Origin of the sequence: Streptomyces sp. NPDC059524, assembly GCF_042749255.1 — a bacterium.
In the GTDB taxonomy this organism is placed as follows: Bacteria; Actinomycetota; Actinomycetes; order Streptomycetales; family Streptomycetaceae; genus Streptomyces; species Streptomyces xanthii.
Genome location: NZ_JBHYTK010000069.1, coordinates 20279 through 39156, shown reverse-complemented (window position 1 = coordinate 39156; position 18878 = coordinate 20279). Strand labels below are relative to the sequence as shown.

Genomic DNA, 18878 nt, shown 5'->3' with positions numbered 1-18878 from the left:
CGCCCCGGGGGGGGGGGGTTGGGGGGGGGGGCCCGGCGGGGTCGGGGGGGGTGGGCGCCCCCCCGGGTCGGGGCGCCCCCCCCCCCCCCGCGGGGCCGGGGCCCGTCCGGCCCCCGGGCCCCTCTCGGTGCTTCGGCTCAGCTGCCGGAGACGGCCGGCTGCGGCGTGATGCCCAGCGCCGTCGTGTACTTCGACAGCGCGAGCTTGCCCATCGCCGGGTACGCGCCGAGCGGCTCCGCGGCGGCGCAGCCCGCGTCCTTGACGGCGGCCTCGAGGACGCTCGGGTCCAGCTCGGGGCCGATCAGGTACGGGGCCAGCGCCAGGTTCTGCGAGCCGGAGGCGCGCAGCTGCTCGGCGGTCGCGGCGACGGCGCCCTCCGCGTCCAGCGCGGCGGCGATCACCGGGACGGCCAGACGGGCGGCGAGCAGCATGCCCGTGATGCCGGCCGCCTGCACGGCCTCCTCGCCGCCCACTGCGGCGAGGATGATGCCGTCGGCGGCCGTGGCCACCGTGAACAGACGGGCGCGGTCGGCGCGGGCCAGGCCCGCCTCCGACAGACGCACGTGCAGGCCCTCCGCGAGCAGCGGGTGCGGGCCGAGCACGTCGGTCAGCTCGGCCGGGACGCGGCTGTCCGCGATGCCCTGGCGGATCTGGCGGATCTGCGCGTTGTCCGGGCCGGCGAGCAGCGGCACGACGACCGCGACGGGGCCCTCGGGCGCCTTCGCCTCGACGCCGGCGGCCACGGCCTGCTCGTAGCGGGCGGTGCGCTCCTTCGCGGCGTGCGCGAGCACGGACGCGAGGGACGGGAACTCGGCGGAAACCGGGAAGTCGGTGACCTCACCCTCGACGAACCCCACACGGGCGTCCAGGCCGGGAAGCTCCGAGCGCGCGATGCTGACGACCTCGTCGGCCAGCATGCGCGTGGCGGCGCTGGGCGTGCCGGGCACGGCCAGAACGAGGGACGGCGCGCCCTCGGGGGCGGCCACGGGTTCCGGCCGGCGGTGCCGTCCGGGCTGACGGGGTCGCGGCATTCGTACAGGCAGGCCGGATGCGGGCCCAGTGGGGGAGCTCATGCGGCCGCATGCTACTGGCTCTCCGGGCATCGTTGTTCGGTCAGGGGGCGGCTGAGCGGTATCCGTCCGCGATTGTCCGTTCAGTCGCGGAGAGTGTGAATGTCCAGGTCCGGGGGGTGTGTGGGGGAGTAAAGGGAGGCGTCCGCTTCGGTGCGGGCGGGACGGAAGTGGTGCGGGAGGCGCCCGGTGCCACCGGGTGGAGTGGTGCGGGCGGGCCTGCCCGACCCCCGCCCCGGGCGCCCCTACGGCACGAACAGCAGCCGGCCGTCCCGCGGCAGACGGAGCCCGTCGCTTGCCAGGGCCGCCGCGATCACCAGGGCGCCGTGCAGGGGGTCGCCCGCGGCGGGGGTGAGCTCGGCCTTGGGGAGCTGGGCCGTGAGTTCGCGGTGGAGCGGGTCCAGGAGAGGAGCGCCCATGTTGAAGAGGCCGCCGGTCAGGGCGACCTCGCCGCCGTCCGCCGGGCACACCGCCGCCGCCGACTCCGCGATGTGCCGCGCCGCGTCCCGCAGGATCGACGCCGCGACGGGGTCGGAGGGGGCGCAGGCCGCCACGTCGGGGGCGAACGAGGCGAGGGCCGCCGGGCGGTCCGTGCGCGGGTAGATCCGGCCGGGGAGCTCGCCCGCCGGGCCGAACCGCTCCTCGGCGCGCGCGAGCAGCGCCGCGCTGCCGCCGCGCCGCCCGTCGAACGCGCGCATCGCCGCCGCGAGCCCCGCCTGCCCGATCCAGGCGCCGCCCCCGCAGTCGCCCAGCAGATGTCCCCAGCCGTCCGCCCGCCGCCAGGAGCCGAGATCCGTGCCGAGGGCGATCATCCCGGTGCCCGCCGCGACGACCGCGCCGGGCCGCTGGCCGAGCGCGCCCGCGTACGCGGTGACCCCGTCGGCGGCCAGCGCGAGCCGCCCGACGCCCAGTTCGCGGGCGAGCGCGGCCGGAAGCTCCGCGCGCAGCCCGTCGCCGAGGGTCGCCATCCCGGCCGCGCCCACGACCAGGGCGACCGGGACGGGATCGCCCGCCCCGGCCAGCAACTCCCGCGCCATCGGCAGCAGAAGCTCCAGCATGTGCGCGGGGTCGATACCCGCCGCCGACGTCCGTACGGGGGTGGCGGAACGGGTCGAGACGGCGCCGGCCGGGTCGGCGGCCTCGGCGAGGGCGACCCGGAGCCCGGAGCCGCCCGAGTCCACGCCGAGCACGTACCGTCCGCCGGGTTCGTTCGCTGGACGCAACGGGTTTCCTCCTCGCCGGTGACCTTGGTGGACGAACAGTAGCGCCGGGGCCCGGCGGGCGGGCGCGGAGTGTCGGTGTGGGCCAGTAGGGTGACGCACTGTGGCACCAAGACCGTTGAATGAACTTGTCGAAGCAGGCTGGGCGAAGGCCCTGGACCCTGTGGCCGGACGCATCGCCGAGATGGGCGACTTCCTGCGGGCCGAGATCGCGGCAGGCCGGACGTACCTGCCGTCGGGGGCGAACGTCCTGCGCGCCTTCCAGCAGCCCTTCGACGACGTACGCGTGCTGATCGTCGGTCAGGACCCCTATCCCACACCGGGGATGGCGATCGGACTCAGCTTCGCCGTCGCCCCGGAGGTCCGTCAGCTGCCGGGCAGCCTGATCAACATCTACCGGGAGCTCGGCGCCGACCTCGGCCTGCCCCCGCCGTCGAACGGTGACCTGACCCCGTGGACGAAGCAGGGCGTGCTGCTGCTCAACAGGGCGCTCACCACGGCCCCGCGCAAGCCCGCGGCGCACCGCGGCAAGGGCTGGGAAGAGGTCACCGAGCAGGCCATCCGCGCCCTCGCCGCCCGCGGCACCCCGCTGGTGTCGATCCTGTGGGGCCGCGACGCCCGCAACCTGCGGCCGCTGCTCGGCGACCTCCCGGCGATCGAGTCGGCTCACCCGTCGCCGATGTCGGCGGACCGCGGGTTCTTCGGCTCGCGCCCGTTCAGCCGGGCCAACGACCTGCTGGCGCGCCAGGGGGCCCGGCCCGTGGACTGGAGCCTTCCGTAGGACGGGGCGACGGGTGACTCCGGCGTCACCCGGAGGTGGAGCGCGGCGAGCAGCAGGCAGAGGGCGGCCATCGTCCACCACAGCGCCGTCACGCCCGTACGGGCCAGGAGCTGGGTGCCCAGCAGGGGAGCGAGGGTCGCCGCGACTCCCCAGCCGCACCCGAACACGGCCAGGTAGCGGCCGCTCGCCCCGGCGGGCGCGAGGCTCGTGACCAGGGCGTAGACCCGGCCCATGACCAGCAGGTCACCGAGGCTCCACACGGCGGCGGAGGCCAGCAGCGCCGACAGGGACCGGCCGAGCGCGTAGCCCGTCAGGCCCGCGGCCAGCAGCACATGGGCCGACGCGAGCGCCGCGCGCGTCGAGAGCCGGGCCAGGCGCCGGGCCCGTACGAGCGGCTGCGCGAGCACGGTGGTCGCGGCCGCCGCCGTGAACAGCAGGCCCGCGTCCGCGGCCGCCCGGCCCTGCCGCTCCAGCGCGAGCGGCAGCGTCATCACGGTCTGCTGGTTGATCAGCGCGTACGCGGTGCCGAGCGCCAGGACGGTCAGCAGCGCCCGGTCGCGCAGCGGCCGTACGGCGGTGGCGGTCTGCCGGGCGGGTGCCGTCGCCCGCCGGTCGCGGGGGAGTGCGACGCGGATCAGCAGAGCGCAGGCCAGGCAGGTCACGGCGTCGCAGACGAACAGCCAACGCAGGTCCCAGCGGCCGAGGAGCGCCGCGAGCAGCCCCGCCCCCATCGCGCCCGCCGCGAGCGCCGCGCTGAACAGGCTGAAGGCGCGCACCCGTTGGCGCTCCGGCACGGACTCGCCGACGATCGCCTGGCTCGGCGGCTCGTACAGCTCGAAGGCGAGCCCGAGCAGCACGGCCCCCGCGACCGCACCCACCGGCGAGGCCGAGACCGCGATCGTCAACTGGGCCGCCGCGCAGCCGCCGAGCCCGAGCAGGATCGTCGTCCGGGGGCCGATCCGGTCCGCGAGGTAGCCGCCGGCCAGGCGCGACGGAATCGTGGCGAGCCCGAACGCGGCGGTGACGAGCCCCGCGGTCGTCAGCCCCGCCGCGTGGTCGGCGGAGATGAGCGCGGTGAGGAAGGGGAGGGAGAAGGCGCCCAGCTGGTTCACGGTCCGGGCGAGCAGCAGCATGCGTACGGTGCGGGGCAGAGGCTCGGGGCGGGACACGACACCTCACGTCACTGGTAAAGTCCGATACGGCAGTGATGTGGACGCTAGGCGAGTGAGAGGTAACTGGTCAAGTGCTGTTCGACAGTCACATGAAGGCGCTGCTCGACGCGTCGGCGGCGCTCGTCAACGCGCTGACCGACGGCGAGGCGCGGGGTCGCCCCTACGCCGCTCCCGAGGGGGCCGAACGCGTGGGCGCGGTCCGCGCCGCGCTCTCCGCCGGCGCCGACCTCGAACAGGACGCGGCCGACCGACTGGCCGCCACCGCACGCGCGTTGCGTACCGTCTTCGAGGCCGTGGCCGCCGACGACCTCGACGCCGCGGCCCCCGCGCTGAACGCGCTGCTCCGCGACACCGGCGCCCGCCCCCAGCTCGACCGCTCCCCGGGCGAGCCCTGGCAGGTCCACTTCCACGGCTCCGAAGACTCCTACGCCGTCGGCTGGAGCGCCGGCTGCGCGACCGGCCTGGCCATGGCCCTCGGCGGCGACTACGCGGGCCGGCTCGGGGTCTGCGCGGCGCCCCGCTGCGACCGGGTCTACGTGGACACGTCGCGCAACGCGGGCCGCCAGTTCTGCTCGACGGCCTGTCAGAACCGGGTCAAGGCCGCCGCGTTCCGCGCCCGGCGCACCAGCGCCTCGTAGGGCGGTGGCTCGACGTCAGGGAGTGGCGGGAGACCCGGTCGACGTCCTGACGAGGAGTTCGACCGGGAGCAGTTGATGGGTCGCGGACTCGCCGCGGGAACCCGCCGCGAGTTCGAGCAGCCGCTCGACCGTACGGCGGCCCGCCTCCGCCGCCGGGACGTGCAGCGCCGTGATGTCGGGCAGTGCCAGACCCGCGGCCGACAGGTCGTCGGCGCAGGCGAGGCTGAAGTCCCCGGGTGCGCTGAGCCCCAGGGTCGTCATGCGGTGCAGGAGGCCGAGCAGCAGCGTGCTGCTGTACGCGACGACGGCGGTGGCCCCGGTCTCGAGCACCGCGTCCGTCGCCCGGACCCCGGCCTCGAACTCCGGCGGATACGGCGTCAGCGCGACGACCTCGCGGTCGGGGACCGACTCGCGCAGGGCGCGCAGGCGTCGCGGATCCAGCCAGGAACCGGCGTCGGGGCCGCCGAGATAGGCGATCCGCCGGTGCCCGAGACCGGCCAGGTGCGCGCCGAGCCCGGTCATCCCGGCGGGGGTGTCGATGACCACCGAACTGGCGCCGCGCACCCGCCGGTTGAGGGTCACGAGCGGCAGCCGGCGCGCCACGGCCGCCAGGGTGTCCCCGGTCGAGCGCGGGCCCGCCGCCGCGAACCCGTCCACCCGGTCCGCGAGCCGGTCCATGAGCGCCTTCTCGCGCTCGGGCGAGCCGTCGGTGACCACCACGATCAGCTCGCACCCGGCCTTCTCGGCGGCCTCCTGGGCCCCGGCGATCACCGGTGCGTAGAACGGGTTCGCGAGGGACGGGACGCTGAACGCCAGCAGTCCGGTCCGGCCGGTGACGAGGGCGCGGGCGGCCGCGTTGTGCCGGTAGCCGAGCTCCTCGGCCGCGGCCAGCACCCGGTGGCGGGTCGACTCCGAGATCATGTCCGGGCGGCTCAGCGCGCGGGACACGGTGGACGCCGAGACGCCGGCCGCCCGGGCCACATCCTCCAGCCGCGCCATCCTTGCCTCCCCCTTCGCGGGGATCATGATCTGCAAGGGCACCTTTATCAGGCCCTTACACACATCCCCTTTACGTGCCCACGGTCTGTCCGTACTCTATCGTGCAAACGCTTGCATTGATGATGAGGAGTAATGGTGGCGACAACTGAGAGTGAGCCGAGAACCACCTCGGCTGTCGACCGCATGTTCCGGTTGCGGGAGCGCGGCACGTCCGTGCGCACGGAGGTCCTCGCGGGCGTCAGCATGTTCCTCGCGTCGGCCTACGTCGTGGTCGTGGTGCCCGGCATGCTCGCCGGCGCGGGAGTGCCGCACGCGGCGGCGACCACCGCGGTCATCGTCACCGTCGTCCTGGCGACCCTGTTCATGGGCTTCTACGCCAACCTGCCGTTCGTCCTGGCCCCCGGCCTCGGCGGCGTGGCACTGGTGGCCGTCACCCTGATCCAGCACGACCACGTGCCCTACGACGTGGCCATGGGCATGGTGCTCTGGTCCGGCGTCGCCTTCCTGCTCCTGACGCTGCTCGGCGTGCGCCAGCTGGTCTCGCGGATCATCCCCGACTGCGTGCGCCTCGCGATCGGCCCCGCGATCGGCCTCTACATCGCCCTGCTCGGCTTCCGCTCGGCCGGCCTGATCGAGTTCGGCCCGAAGGGCATGAAGCTCGGCGAGCTCACCGCCGCCCCGGGCCTGCTGACCGTCGCGGGCCTGTGCCTGGTGACGGCCCTGGCCTCCCGCAAGGTGCCCGGCACGCTGCTCATCACCATGGTGGCGCTGACGATCGTCGCGATCCCGCTCGGTGTCGCCGAACTGCCCGACTCCTGGTTCGAACTGCCCGGCGGCCTCGGCGCCACGGCCTTCCACGTCGACGTGCTGGGTGCGCTCAAGCCCGAGTACCTGCCCTACCTCTTCGCGCTGTTCGCCGCCGAGTTCTTCTCCGCCACCGGCGTCGTGATGGCCGTCGCCGAGCGCATCGGTCTCACCGACGACCAGGGCAACGTCCCGGACATCAAGAAGCCGTTCCTCGTCGACTCCGTCAGCATCATCGGCGGCGCGGCCGTCGGCGGTCCCAGCGTGACCACGTACCTGGAGTCCGCCGCGGGCTCCGACAGCGGCGGCCGCACCGGCCTCACCTCGGTCGTCACCGGGAGCCTCTTCGCCCTGCTGCTGCTCTTCACGCCGGTCGCCACGATGATCCCGGCGGCCGCGACCGCGCCCGTCCTGATCTTCATCGGCCTGTCCATGCTGGCCGGGCTGCGCAAGATCGACATGACCGACCCGACCGACGCCGTCCCGGCGGCCGTCGTCGTGGCCTGCACCCTCTTCTGGGGCAACTTCGGCACCGGCATCGCCGCCGGTCTCACCCTCTACGTGCTGATCAAGTCCCTGGCCGGGCGTTTCAGGGAACTGCACCCGGGCCTGTGGGTCATGCTGCCGTTCCTCGTCTACTTCTTCTACAACTCGGTGCACTGACCGAGCGGCCGCCCGCCGGCCCGCACCACCCAGCCCACGCAACGCCGACTCCCACGCTCACGACCATCGATCGGAAGCCCACGTGCACGACATCCGCATCTCCGGGGGACGCGTCGTCTCCGTCTTCACCGGTGAGACCTTCGCCGCCGACGTCCTCGTCACCGGCTCGGACATCAGCGGAGTCGTGCCGCCCGGGACCGGCGGCGAAGCGGCACGGACCATCGACGCGACGGGCCGGCTGATCGTCCCCGGGTTCATCGACGCGCACATGCACATCGAGAGCTCCTTCCTCACCCCGGCGCCCTTCGCGTGGCTGACGCTGCCGAGGGGCACCACCACGGTCCTCGCCGACCCGCACGAGATCGTCAACGTCGCCGGGCGCGCGGCCATGCGCTGGATGATCGACGCGGGGCAGGCCACGCCGCAGACGCAGGTGTGGGGCGTGCCGTCCTGCGTGCCGGCCCTCGCCGGGTTCGAGCACTCGGGCGCTCACCTCGACGCCTCCGACGTCGACGACCTGCTCAAGTGGGACGGCGTACGGGCCCTGGCCGAGGTCATGGACTACCGCGCCGTCGTCTCCGGCGACCCGCGCATGCACTCCGTCATCGAGGCTGCCCGCGAGCACGGAGCGATCCTCGACGGCCACTGCCCGGGCCTGTCCGGCGAGGAGCTCAGCCGGTACATGGCCACCGGAATCGACTCCGACCACACCAAGAACACGCCCGAGGTCGTCGTCGAGAAGGCCCGGCTCGGCATGACGGTCATGCTCCAGGAGAAGTGCCTGGAGCCCGAGGTGGTGCGGGCGCTGCTCGCGCTGCCGCAGCTGCCGCCGCTGTGCCTGGTCACGGACGACCTCGCGGCCGACCACATCCTGTCCCACGGCCACCTCGACCACATCGGGCGCGTCGCCGTCGCCGCCGGGCTGCCCGCGCTCGACGCGCTGCGCGCGCTGACCTGGACGCCCGCGCAGCGGCTCCGCCTGCCGGACCGGGGTGTCGTGGCCCCGGGCAAGCGGGCCGACCTCGTCCTGCTCGACGGGGCGCTGGAGGACTTCGCCGTCGACACCGTGCTCTCGGGCGGGCGCGTGGTCGCCTCCGGCGGTCGTGCCGCCTACGACGAGCCGGCCCCGGCCGACCACCCCTTCGCACGGTCGGTCCATGTCCCCGGCCTCCCGGACGACGAGTACCGCTGGCGCGTCGACCTGGCCGACGGCCGGCACCGCTTCCGCGCCCTGCGCGTCAACCCGGTCGACACGTACACCGAGCCGACCGAGATCGAGCTCGACGTCGTCGACGGCCTCGTCCAGTGGGAGGGCCGCACCGCACTCTGCTGGGTCCGCAACCGGCACGGCCGCGACCACACCGCCTGTGTGCCCGTGACCGGCATGGACCTCGGCGACGGTGCCGTGACCACCACGTACGCGCACGACAGCCACAACCTCGTCACGCTCGGCACCACCGTGACCTCGATGCGGGCGGCGGCGCAGGCCGTGCTCGCCGACGAGGGCGGTGTCGCGGTGGCCCGCGACGGCGCTGTCACCGCGCGGCTGTCCCTCGGCGTCGGCGGCGTCATGTCCGCCGCCTCCGCCCAGCACGTGGCCGACGCGTCCAGCCGGGTCCGCGACGAACTCGGTGCGTGGGGCTGGCGTCACCGCAACCCGTTCATGAGCGTGTCGACGCTGACCCTCGCGGTCTCGCCCACGATGAAGATCACGGACCTGGGCCTGGTCGACGTCCTGGCCCGGGACTGGACCCCGCAGGTCCTGGACAGCTGCCACTAGGCGGCCGCGTCGCCGCGCGCGCGTTTCGCCGTGGCGGGGGGGGGGGGGGCGCGGGCCCCCCGCCGCCCCCCCCCCCCCCCCCCGGGGCCCCCCCCCCCCCCCCCCCGCGCGAGGTCCCGGTCAGCTCACCACGGCCGCGCGCACGCACAGCACGTCCGGCAGATGCTCCGCCAGCTGCCGCCAGGTGTCGCCGTCGTCGGCGGACGCGTACACCTCCCCGTTCCGGTTCCCGAAGTAGACCCCCGCCGGGTCCGCGTCGTCCGTGCACAGGGCGTCGCGGAGCACCGTGCCGTAGTGGTCGCCCTGGGGGAGGCCGCGGTCCAGGGGCTCCCAGGTGCGGCCCGCGTCCTGGGTGCGGAAGACACGGCAGCGGCGGTCGGCGGGGACGCGGTCCGAGTCCGCGGTGATCGGGAAGACGTACGCCGTGTCGCCGCGGTGCGGATGCGCCGCCGCCGCGAAGCCGAACGTCGACGGCAGGCCCGCCCCGATGTCCGTCCACTTCGCGCCGCCGTCGTCGCTGCGGTACACGCCCCAGTGGTTCTGCAGGTACAGCCGGTCGGGGTCCGCCGCGTCCCGGGTCACCTTGTGCACGCACTGGCCGAACTCCGGGTCGGGGTCCGGCATGAACACCGCGCTCACCCCCGAGTTCGACGGAGTCCAGCTGGCCCCGCCGTCGGAGGTGCGGAAGACGCCGGCCGTGGACACCGCCACGGTCAGGGAGTCAGGATCACGGGCGTCGCTGAGGATCGTGTGCAGGCCCTCGCCGCCGCCTCCGGGCACCCACTTCGAGCGGGTCGGGTGCTCCCACAGCGGGCGGCACAGCTCGAAGGACTCGCCCCGGTCCTCGGAGCGGTACAGCGCGGCGGGCTCGGTGCCCGCGTAGACGACGCCGGGCTCGGCGGCCGAGGGGTGCAGCTGCCAGACCCGCTCCAGCGAAGCGCCGGTGTCCTTGGGGAACTTGACCGCGGGTGCGGCCGGCTCGGTCCACGTACGGCCCAGGTCGTCGGAGTGGAACACGGACGGGCCCCAGTGCGCGCTGTCGCCGCCCGCGAGCAGCCGTGGTGTCGGCCCCCGGGTGTCGATGGCGACCGCGTACACCGCCTGGGCGTTGAAGTACGGGCTCTCGTCGAACGTCCAGGCGCCGTCCGCGCCTCGGCGCCCCAGGAACAGCCCCTTGCGCGTGCCCACGGCCAGCAGCACATCGGTCATGCCGAACACCTCCGAAACGTCGTTGTCTCCAGGTATCGGCCAGTCTGCACCCCCGCACTGACAATCACCGTCGGTGCGGGGGTCCGCGCAGGTCACACGGGTGTCAGGCGGCGGCGAGCCACAGGTCGGGGCCGAACACCTCGTAGTGGATGTCGGCGGCCGCGACGCCCTTGCCGAGCAGCTGCTCGCGCGCGGCGCGCATGAAGGGGAGCGGGCCGCACAGGTACGCGCGCGTGCCGGGCGCGACGGTCACGTCCGTGAGGTCCATCAGGCCCGTGCGGTGGCCGGCGCCGGCCTGCTCGTACCAGAAGTGGGCGGTGCCACCGGCGAGCTTCGCGGTGAGCGACTCGTGGTCGGCGCGCAGGGCGTGGGTCTCGGGGGAGCGGTCGGCGTGCAGGACCGTCACCGGGCCCTCGTGGCCCGAGCCCGCCAGCTCGTCGAGCATCGCCAGCATCGGGGTGCAGCCGATCCCGGCGGAGGCGAGCAGCAGGGGAGCACCGTCGGCCTCCAGGACCAGGTCGCCGTAGGGGGCGGAGACGCGCAGCCGGTCACCGGCGCGCACGTGCGCGTGCAGGTGCCGCGAGACCTCGCCGTCCGGGGTGCCCCCGGCGCCGAGAACGCGCTTGACCGCGATGGACCGGGTCGTTCCGGAGGGGGCGCCGGTGAGGCTGTACTGGCGTATCTGCCGTGCGCCGTCGGCCAGTTCGACCTGGACGGACACGTACTGGCCGGCCCGGAACGCGGGCGCGGGGCCGCCGCCGGCCGGGCGCAGCAGGAAGGAGGCGACGTCCGCGGTGTCGTCGGTGCGGGACACCACCTCCCACTCACGCCACACGTCGCCGGCCACGACGCCCTGCCCGTCGTAGAGCCGCTTCTCGATCGCGATCAGCGCGTTGGCCATCAGCCAGTAGACCTCGTCCCAGGCCTGGGCGACCTCGGGCGTGACGGCGTCGCCGAGCACCTCGGCGATCGCCGCGAACAGGTGCTCGTGCACGACCGGGTACTGCTCGGGGAGGACGCCGAGCGAGGCGTGCTTGTGGGCGATGCGGTCGAGCATGACGTCGGGCCGCTCGTCGGGGTGGTCCACCAGACGGGTCGCGAAGGCCGCGATCGATCCGGCGAGGGCCTGACGCTGGCTGCCGGCCGCCTGGTTGCCACGGTTGAACAGGTCGCGCAGCAGCTCGGGGTGGGCGGCGAACAGCTTCTCGTAGAAGAGCCCGGTGATCTCCTCGATGGCCGCGCCGACGGCGGGAAGCGTGGCGCGGACGACGGCGGCCGAGGATTCGGTGAGCATCAGCGGATCTCCTTAATTGGTATTTCAGATTCGTATTTAAGGTCACACGGAACGTGGTGCCGGTGACCAGCGGTCTTTCGGTTGCGGGGTGAGTGGGGGGTCAGTCCGCGCCGCGCGTGGGCGACAGGGACAGGAGCAGCGGGCCGGTCGGCGCCTCGACGAGCTCGGCGAGGGTCAGCGGGTCGAGCGAGGCGAAGAACGCCTCCTGCGCCTCGCGCAGCGCACCTCGCAGGCGGCACGCGGCGCGCAGCGGGCAAGGCGTGCTTCCCTCGCAGTCCACGACGTCACCGGGCCCCTCCAGGTCCCGGACCAGGGCGCCGACGGAGGCCGTGCGTCCCGCCGGGGTGAGGGCGAGTCCGCCGCCCCGGCCGCGTCGGGCCTCGACGAGCCCCATGTGCTGCAGCTTCGCGACGACCTTCGCGGTGTGGGTGTACGGCACGTCCATCGTGGCCGCGACCTCGCGCGTGGTGGGCAGGCCTTCCTGCTCGACCGCGAGGCGCATCAGCACGCGCAGTGCCAGATCCGTGAAGCGTGTCAGCCGCATGACCGCACGCTACGAATACTTGCATCTGAAAGGCAAATTAAGACGCTGAGGAATGCGTCACGCCCCCGGCGCGGTCTGCGCGGGGGGCGTGAGGAGACGGGGCTCGGGGCGTGGAGCTCAGACGGAGCGGAGGTACTGGTTCGGGACGTGCGCGTCCGCGCCCAGCTCGCGCGCCGCGTGGCGGGCGAACGACGGGTCGCGCAGCAGCTCGCGGCCGATCAGGACCGCGTCCGCCTCGCCGTTGGCGATGATCTTCTCGGCCTGCTCGGCGTCGGTGATCATGCCGACCGCGGCGGCCGGCACCTTGGCCTCGTTGCGCACGCGCGCCGCGAACGGCACCTGGTAGCCGGGGCCGGCCTCGATACGGACGCCCGCCGCGTTCCCTCCGGTGGAGACGTCGATCAGGTCCACCCCGTGGGCCCGGAGCTCCGCGGTGAAGCGCACGGTGTCGTCGGCGGTCCAGCCCTTGCCGTCCTCCAGCCAGTCGGTGGCGGAGATCCGGAAGAACAGCGGCAGCTCATCGGGCCACACGGCGCGCACCGCGTCCACGACCTCCAGGGCGAAGCGGGTGCGGTTCTCGTAGGAGCCGCCGTACTCGTCCGTGCGGTGGTTCGAGTGCGGGGACAGGAACTGGCCGATCAGATAGCCGTGCGCCCCGTGCAGCTCGACGACCTCGAACCCGGCGTCCAGCGCGCGCCGCGCGCCGTCCGCGAACCGCTGGACGGTCTCCCGGATCTCCTCGACCGTGAGCTCGGTCGGCACCGGGTGCTTCGCGTCGAAGGCGACGGCGCTCGGCGCGACGGGCTGCCAGCCGTGCCCCTCGGGGCCGACCGGCGCGCCGCCCACCCACGGGCGCTCGGTGGACGCCTTGCGTCCGGCGTGCCCGATCTGGATGCCCGCCACCGTGCCCTGCGACTTCAGGAACGCCGTGATCCGGCGGAAGGCCGCGACCTGCTCGTCGTTCCAGATCCCGAGGTCGTACGGGGAGATCCGGCCCTCGGGGCTGACCGCGGTCGCCTCGACGATGATCAGGCCCGTGCCACCCGCCGCGCGGGCGCCGTAGTGCTGGAAGTGCCAGTCCGTGGGGGCGCCGGCCAGCGGGCCCTCGGGGGAGGCGCTGTACTGGCACATCGGCGGCATCCAGACCCGGTTCGGGACGGTGACGGACCTCAGGGTGTAGGGCTCGAACAGCGCGCTCACGGGGACTCCATTCGGTACGGGCTGGTCGCGAAGGCTCGTCGGTACGGGCCCTCAGGCTCGGCTCGCACCCAGGCTCGTACGATAACCATCGTAGTACGGGAACTGTCAAACTACGAGAAGTCTCGTACAATGAGGCCGGAGCGTCGGTCCGTACGCGCGTCGGGGACGACCGCGGGTGCGGGGCGAACGAGCCGCACAGACAGGGGAGTCGTCCAATGAGCACCGCAGCACCGCAGGCCGCAGGCGGCCGTGCCCTCGCGCACCCCGCGCGCGAGGAGATCCGGCTGGAGGGCGTCCTGCACGCGCTGTCGGACCCGATGCGGCTCGCGATCGTGCGGGAGATGGCGGCGGCCGAGACCGCGCTGTCCTGCTCCGCCTTCGCCCTGCCCGTCACCAAGTCCACGTCCACGCACCACTTCCGGGTGCTGCGCGAGGCCGGCGTCATCGATCAGGTCTACCGGGGGACGGCGAAGCTCAACGGGCTGCGCCGGGGCGACCTCGACGTCCTGTTCCCCGGCCTCCTCGACAGCGTTCTCGACGCGGCGGGCCGTCAGGCGGACCGGCTCGGGGAGTAGCCGTCAGGCGGGCCGGCCCGGGGGGTGGGCGTCAGGCGGGCCGGCCCGGGGAGTGGGCGCCGCCCGCGTTCCGCGTCACGTTCCGTGGGCCGCGTTCAGCAGCCCCGTCCAGTCGGGGATCTTGACGGTGCCGCGGCCCAGCGTGCGCCCGAGGTCCGTCTCGGCCCGCTCGATCGCCTGCCAGCCCGCCCAGTCGACCGGATGCAGTCCGGCGGCGAGCAGCCCGTCCAGCGGGTCGCCGGGCAGGGGGCGCCCGACCAGGGCCGGGGCGTCCGCGAGCAGGGACGTCACCGTTTCCTTCGCGCACGGCCGGTTCGTGCCGATGACCCCGGTGGGCCCGCGCTTGATCCATCCCGCCACGTACTCGCCCGGCGCCGGCCGGCCCCCGCGCAGGACCCGGCCCCCGGCGTGCGGCACCGTGCCCCGCACGGGGTCGAACGGCAGCCCGTCCGGCGGCATCCCGCGATAGCCCACCGAGCGCAGCACGAGCTGCGCCGGGATCTCCTCGTACGTCCCCGTGCCCCGGACCGTGCCGTCCGCCTCCGGCCGGGTCCGCTCGAACCGGACGCCCGCGACCCGGCCGTCCCGCCCGGTGATCTCCTCGGGGCGCAGGAAGAACCGCAGGTGGATCCGCCGGCCCGCCCCCGTGCTCGACCGGGCCGCCCACTCGCGCAGCGCCTCGATGTTGCGCCGGACGGCGGCGGGCTGCGCGGACGGGTCCGCGTACGCGGGGTCCAGCGCCAACTCCCGCTCGTCCACGACCACTTCCGTGTCCGGCAGCGTCCCCAGCTCGCGCAGTTCCTTCGTGGTGAAGCGGGCCTGGGACGGGCCCCGCCGCCCCACCATGAACACGTCCCGCACCTCGCTCGCGGCCAGCGCGCCCAGCGGTTCCTGCGGCATGTCGGTGGGCGACAGCTCCGCCAGGCCGCGTGCGAGCATCCGGGTCACGTCGACCGCCACGTTCCCGACGCCGATCGTCACGGCCGCGCGCACGTCCCGTACGAAACCGGAGTCCCAGGCGTCCGGGTGCGCGCTGTACCAGGCCACGAAGTCCGTCGCCGACCAGCTGCCGGGCAGATCCTCGCCCGGCACCCCGAGCCGGCGCGCGGACGCCGCGCCCACGCAGTACACGACCCCGTGATACAGCTCGAGGAGCCGCTCCGGCGGCAGCGCGGGGCCCACCTCGACGCCGCCGAGGAACCGCACGTGCTCGTCCTCGAGCACCGAACGCAGGTTGTTCTGCAGCGACTTGATCTTCTCGTGGTCGGGCGCGACCCCGTAGCGCACGAGACCGTACGGGCACGGCAGCCGGTCCAGTACGTCCACCCGGACCCCGGGCACGATGTCCTGCCGCACCAGGCTCTGGGCGGTGTAGACCCCGCTGGGCCCCGATCCGACAACGGCGAAGTGCGGCACGTGCGGCTCCTTCCGCTGGTGCGCTGCTCCCTCTCAGCATGGCACCGCGAGCCGCGCCGGGGGAGTACGCCGACACCCTTGCGCGCTCCGGCGGGCGCGCGCCGCACGGGGCGCCGATACGCGTAGAGCCCCGCCGCACCTGCGGTGAGCGGTCCGCCGCCAGAGGTGGCGTCCGGCCGCCCTTGGGCGGCAGGCCGGTGCCTGCGGCGACGCCCGGCGCCCACCCCGGGTCCGTGGCAGGCCGGAGTGCCAGGCCGGGGCCCGTGAGGCAGGTCCCCGCCACGGCCGCGGCCGCGGTGCGCCCGGCTCACCCGCCGGCCCCACCCGCCCTAGGTCACATCCTCCGCATCCGCTCGATCTCGGAGGTCTGCTGGGCGATCACGTCGTCCGCCATCTCCTCGATCTGGACGTTGTTGCCGTCGCCCTTCACCTCCGTGGCCATGGTCACCGCTCCCTGGTGGTGGGTGATCATCAGTTTCAGGAAGAGGGAGTCGAAGGCCTTGCCGTGGGCCGCGCGGAGCTGCTTCAGCTGGGCCTCCGTCGCCATGCCGGGCATCGCGTCGTGCGCGTGGTGACCGGACGGCGCCGCCTCGCGGTCGTGCTGTTTCAGCCAGCCGCGCATCGTCTCGATCTCCGGACCCTGCGCCGCGGTGATGCGCTTCGCGAGACGCTTGACCTTCGTGGACTCGGCCTGTTTCGAGGCCAGTTCGGTCATCTCCAGGGCCTGCGCGTGATGCTGGATCATCATCTGCGCGTACGAGACGTCGGCCGAGTTGGGGGTGTCGTCGGGGCCGCGGGCCTCCGCGTCCTTCGCGGACAGGGTCTCCGCCGCCTCGCCCGGCTTGCCCGGCGCGATGACCGAAGGCCCGGTGGAGGCGGGGGAGTTGGCCTTGTCCGACCCCTCGGGGTCGCCCGCGTCGCATCCGGCCAGGGCGAGCGCCAGTGCCGCGACCAACGTGGGAACAGCCAGTTTCATGACGAGCTTGTTGCCATCTGTTGATCTGTGCATGAGGAAGACGATACTCGGGGGATCCGTGAACTGTTCACGGATCGATGACGTCACCGTCAACCAGGGAGACCACAGTGACCCTGTTGCAGGACTCCGCCCGAACGCGTCGCAGACGCCTGGGAGTTGCCTCGGCGGCGGCCGGGCTGCTCGCCGCGCTGCTCGCCGCAGGACCCGCGTCGGCCACCCCCGACCCGGGCGACGGGAACAAGGCGCCCAAGTCCGTGTCGCGCACCGTCGAGAAGCAGGCCGAGGCCGCGATAGCCGCCGGCGACATACCCGGCCAGGACGAGGTCGTCCACTCCGCCAACATCGAACACCTCACCAACATCCCCAAGGACGCGCTGCCCGGCACGAACTCGGACCTTGCCTTCCAGGGCAAGTACGCGTTCGCCGGCAACTACGACGGCTTCCGCATCTTCGACATCAGCGACCCGAAGGCGCCGAAGACCGTCGCGCAGGTCCTGTGTCCCGGTTCGCAGAACGACATCACCGTCTCCGGGAACCTGCTGTTCCTGTCCACGGACAGCTCCCGCAGCGACAACTCCTGCGCCTCCACCACCCAGCCCGCGACCGAGAAGTCGTCCTGGGAGGGCATGAAGGTCTTCGACATCAGCGACAAGCGCAACCCGAAGTACGTCGCCGCCGTCGAGACCGCGTGCGGCTCGCACACCCACACGCTGGTGCCGGAGAAGAAGAACGTCTACGTGTACGTGTCCTCGTACTCGCCGAGCGCCACCTTCCCCGACTGCCAGCCGCCGCACGACGGCATCTCCGTGATCAAGGTGCCGCGCAACGCCCCGGAGAAGGCGGCGGTCGTCGGCTTCCCCGTCCTGTTCCCCGGCGAGGGCCCCGACGGCGGCGGCAACCCGGGCGGTCCCACCAACCCGGGCGTCTCCAAGACCACCGGCTGCCACGACATCACGGTCCTGCCCTCCAAGGACCTCGCGGCGGGCGCCTGCATGGGTGACGGCATCCTGTTCTCCATCAAGGATCCGGAGCACCCGAAGGTCATCGACCAGGTCCAGGACAACGTGAACTTCGCGTTCTGGCACTCGGCGACCTTCAACCAGAAGGCGAACAAGGTCGTCTTCACCGACGAGCTCGGCGGCGGCGGAGCGGCCACCTGCAACGCGGCGGTCGGCCCGGACCGCGGCGCCGACGGCATCTACGACATCGTCGGCAAGGGCGACCAGCGCAAGCTCGCCTTCAAGAGCTACTTCAAGATCCCGCGCCACCAGGCCGACACCGAGAACTGCGTCGCGCACAACGGCTCGCTGATCCCGGTCAAGGGCAAGGACATCATGGTCCAGGCCTGGTACCAGGGCGGCGTCTCCGTCTGGGACTTCACCGACTCCGCGCAGCCGAAGGAGATCGGCTACTTCGAGCGCGGCCCGCTGTCCACCGACGCGATCAGGACCGGCGGTTCCTGGTCCGCGTACTACTACAACGGCTACATCTACTCGAACGACATCGCGAAGGGCTTCGACGTCCTGAAGCTCAGCGACCGGCGCACCGACCCCGCGCAGCGGGTCCGCATGGACGAGCTCAACGTCCAGACGCAGCCGGACTACTTCGACTGACGCTCCGGTCCCGCCGGCCGCCCGGTGGGCCGCAACGGCTCGAAGTAGCGTGAGAAATCGGCCGTACGGCCGTGGGCGGGGCTTTCCCCGGACACCGCGTCATCCGTGACGTCGTCCGCCGGCGGGAAGCCCCGCTCCCACGCGAGCCCGTACCGCCGGAACAGCTCGGCCCGCATCCGGCGCACCGGCATCGGCGCCCCCGGCAGCAGGATCGCGAACACGGCACCCATCAGCTGGGCGCGCAGCATCGGATAGTCCAGCTCCACGTCCGCCGACCCGTGCCGCCGCACCGTGTCCTGGAGCAGCTCGGACAGCCGCTGCTGCTCGACGCACCGCACGAAACCCTCGGACTGCAGGATGCCCGCCATGTGCGTGCGCATCAGCACCGGCTCGTCATGGGCGAGGCCGAGGATCGCGTCGATCGCGCGGGCCAGCCGCTCGTCACCGTCCTCGGTGCGCGGCTCCCGCTCCAGCGCCTCCTCCAGCGTCCGGTTCATCAGCCGGTGCACCGCGGACTGGAGCAGCTGCCGCTTGCTCGGGAAGTAGTACGAGACCAGGCCGCGGGCCGAACCGGCGCGGTCCGCGATGTCGCCGAGCGTCGTCGCGTCGTAACCGCGCTCCCCGACCAGCTCCAGAGCGGCCTGCAGGAGCCGCTCGCGGGAACGCCGGCGCAACTCCTCATTGACCGATGCGCTGCGGGGGGACATCCTTGACTCCTGCGTTGACTGGCTCGCAGCCAACTATACTCAGCGCGGCCCGGTCACCGGCCCTCAGGGGTGCGGTGTGCCCGGGCGGGGCGGCTGTGCCGGGGCGACGCGGGGGATCGCCTCGGCGCGGTCGTGCCACGCACCGGCCTCCGGACGGCGTCGGCGCCGCCCGGAGGCCGGTGTCATGTCTCCGGGATCCGTGACCTCTCCGCCGCGC

General features: G+C 73.5%; 17 protein-coding genes. 6 read left to right on the top strand and 11 right to left on the bottom strand.

The genetic code is table 11. The features are described 5' to 3' along the window. Positions 1-137: 137 nt before the first annotated feature. Together ACFW9D_RS20570 and ACFW9D_RS20565 are read right to left on the bottom strand one after the other, a co-directional pair. Positions 138-1073 (bottom strand): sirohydrochlorin chelatase, encoded by a 936-nt coding sequence (locus ACFW9D_RS20570; RefSeq protein WP_188340357.1) that lies wholly within the window; start codon positions 1071-1073, stop codon positions 138-140. Positions 1074-1315: 242 nt separating this feature from the next. Further along, positions 1316-2293, bottom strand: coding sequence for an N-acetylglucosamine kinase (locus tag ACFW9D_RS20565; protein ID WP_384623659.1), 978 nt, complete (start codon positions 2291-2293; stop codon positions 1316-1318). A gap of 100 nt (positions 2294-2393) precedes the next feature. Between ACFW9D_RS20565 and ACFW9D_RS20560 the strand changes: the two genes are divergently transcribed. Continuing rightward, positions 2394-3071: a uracil-DNA glycosylase gene (locus ACFW9D_RS20560; protein WP_384623657.1), complete on the top strand. Its 678-nt coding sequence runs from the start codon at positions 2394-2396 to the stop codon at positions 3069-3071. Here the strand turns inward: ACFW9D_RS20560 and ACFW9D_RS20555 are convergent. Further along, a complete protein-coding gene (locus ACFW9D_RS20555; protein ID WP_384623655.1) occupies positions 2957-4240 on the bottom strand; it encodes an MFS transporter in 1284 nt (427 codons plus the stop codon). The two genes, ACFW9D_RS20560 and ACFW9D_RS20555, sit on opposite strands and share 115 nt — an antisense overlap. Before the next feature lie 74 nt (positions 4241-4314). Here ACFW9D_RS20555 and ACFW9D_RS20550 point away from each other — a divergent pair, with 74 nt between their 5' ends. Then, positions 4315-4881, top strand: coding sequence for a CGNR zinc finger domain-containing protein (locus tag ACFW9D_RS20550; RefSeq protein WP_384623653.1), 567 nt, complete (start codon positions 4315-4317; stop codon positions 4879-4881). Positions 4882-4896: 15 nt separating this feature from the next. Here the strand turns inward: ACFW9D_RS20550 and ACFW9D_RS20545 are convergent, their stop codons facing one another. Then, complete coding sequence (locus ACFW9D_RS20545) at positions 4897-5880, bottom strand: LacI family DNA-binding transcriptional regulator (protein ID WP_188340360.1); 984 nt, start codon at positions 5878-5880, stop codon at positions 4897-4899. Between the two features lie 135 nt (positions 5881-6015). Here ACFW9D_RS20545 and ACFW9D_RS20540 point away from each other — a divergent pair, with 135 nt between their 5' ends. Then, a complete protein-coding gene (locus ACFW9D_RS20540; RefSeq protein ID WP_384623651.1) occupies positions 6016-7347 on the top strand; it encodes an NCS2 family permease in 1332 nt (443 codons plus the stop codon). Positions 7348-7429: 82 nt separating this feature from the next. Beyond that, positions 7430-9127, top strand: coding sequence for an adenine deaminase C-terminal domain-containing protein (locus ACFW9D_RS20535; protein ID WP_384623649.1), 1698 nt, complete (start codon positions 7430-7432; stop codon positions 9125-9127). Between the two features lie 120 nt (positions 9128-9247). Here ACFW9D_RS20535 and ACFW9D_RS20530 read toward each other — a convergent pair whose 3' ends face one another. From ACFW9D_RS20530 to ACFW9D_RS20515, 4 genes are all read right to left on the bottom strand, one after another. Then, positions 9248-10336: a WD40/YVTN/BNR-like repeat-containing protein gene (locus ACFW9D_RS20530; protein WP_384623647.1), complete on the bottom strand. Its 1089-nt coding sequence runs from the start codon at positions 10334-10336 to the stop codon at positions 9248-9250. Between the two features lie 103 nt (positions 10337-10439). Further along, entirely contained in the window at positions 10440-11630 is a 1191-nt protein-coding gene (locus ACFW9D_RS20525) for a globin domain-containing protein (protein ID WP_384623645.1), read from the bottom strand. Between the two features lie 100 nt (positions 11631-11730). After that, positions 11731-12174 carry an Rrf2 family transcriptional regulator gene (locus ACFW9D_RS20520; RefSeq protein WP_188340365.1) on the bottom strand — a complete coding sequence of 148 codons (444 nt, stop codon included), beginning with the start codon at positions 12172-12174 and terminating at the stop codon, positions 11731-11733. Between the two features lie 117 nt (positions 12175-12291). Beyond that, a complete protein-coding gene (locus ACFW9D_RS20515) occupies positions 12292-13374 on the bottom strand; it encodes an NADH:flavin oxidoreductase/NADH oxidase (RefSeq protein WP_384623643.1) in 1083 nt (360 codons plus the stop codon). Positions 13375-13589: 215 nt separating this feature from the next. On the opposite strand from ACFW9D_RS20515, the gene ACFW9D_RS20510 reads away from it, so the two are divergent. Beyond that, positions 13590-13949, top strand: coding sequence for a helix-turn-helix domain-containing protein (locus ACFW9D_RS20510; RefSeq protein ID WP_384623641.1), 360 nt, complete (start codon positions 13590-13592; stop codon positions 13947-13949). 75 nt (positions 13950-14024) lie between these two features. On the opposite strand, the gene ACFW9D_RS20505 is transcribed toward ACFW9D_RS20510, so the two are convergent. Next, the gene (locus ACFW9D_RS20505) at positions 14025-15365 is read right to left on the bottom strand and encodes an NADP oxidoreductase (protein WP_384623639.1); all 1341 of its coding nucleotides are present in this window, start codon (positions 15363-15365) and stop codon (positions 14025-14027) included. A gap of 334 nt (positions 15366-15699) precedes the next feature. After that, a complete protein-coding gene (locus tag ACFW9D_RS20500) occupies positions 15700-16341 on the bottom strand; it encodes a DUF305 domain-containing protein (RefSeq protein ID WP_384623665.1) in 642 nt (213 codons plus the stop codon). A gap of 77 nt (positions 16342-16418) precedes the next feature. Here ACFW9D_RS20500 and ACFW9D_RS20495 point away from each other — a divergent pair, with 77 nt between their 5' ends. After that, positions 16419-17954, top strand: coding sequence for an LVIVD repeat-containing protein (locus ACFW9D_RS20495; RefSeq protein ID WP_384623638.1), 1536 nt, complete (start codon positions 16419-16421; stop codon positions 17952-17954). Here the strand turns inward: ACFW9D_RS20495 and ACFW9D_RS20490 are convergent. Further along, positions 17942-18661, bottom strand: coding sequence for a TetR/AcrR family transcriptional regulator (locus tag ACFW9D_RS20490; RefSeq protein WP_384623636.1), 720 nt, complete (start codon positions 18659-18661; stop codon positions 17942-17944). The genes ACFW9D_RS20495 and ACFW9D_RS20490 overlap by 13 nt on opposite strands. Positions 18662-18878: the final 217 nt, after the last annotated feature.

Bases quoted from the DNA above. Each gene is read 5' to 3' on its own strand.
- ACFW9D_RS20570 (WP_188340357.1), bottom strand. From the start codon at position 1,073: ATGAGCTCCCCCACTGGGCCCGCATCCGGCCTGCCTGTACGAATGCCG.
- ACFW9D_RS20525 (WP_384623645.1), bottom strand. From the start codon at position 11,630: ATGCTCACCGAATCCTCGGCCGCCGTCGTCCGCGCCACGCTTCCCGCC.
- ACFW9D_RS20490 (WP_384623636.1), bottom strand. From the start codon at position 18,661: ATGTCCCCCCGCAGCGCATCGGTCAATGAGGAGTTGCGCCGGCGTTCC.
- ACFW9D_RS20545 (WP_188340360.1), bottom strand. From the start codon at position 5,880: ATGGCGCGGCTGGAGGATGTGGCCCGGGCGGCCGGCGTCTCGGCGTCC.
- ACFW9D_RS20510 (WP_384623641.1), top strand. From the start codon at position 13,590: ATGAGCACCGCAGCACCGCAGGCCGCAGGCGGCCGTGCCCTCGCGCAC.
- ACFW9D_RS20500 (WP_384623665.1), bottom strand. From the start codon at position 16,341: ATGAAACTGGCTGTTCCCACGTTGGTCGCGGCACTGGCGCTCGCCCTG.
- ACFW9D_RS20495 (WP_384623638.1), top strand. From the start codon at position 16,419: ATGACGTCACCGTCAACCAGGGAGACCACAGTGACCCTGTTGCAGGAC.
- ACFW9D_RS20530 (WP_384623647.1), bottom strand. From the start codon at position 10,336: ATGACCGATGTGCTGCTGGCCGTGGGCACGCGCAAGGGGCTGTTCCTG.
- ACFW9D_RS20520 (WP_188340365.1), bottom strand. From the start codon at position 12,174: ATGCGGCTGACACGCTTCACGGATCTGGCACTGCGCGTGCTGATGCGC.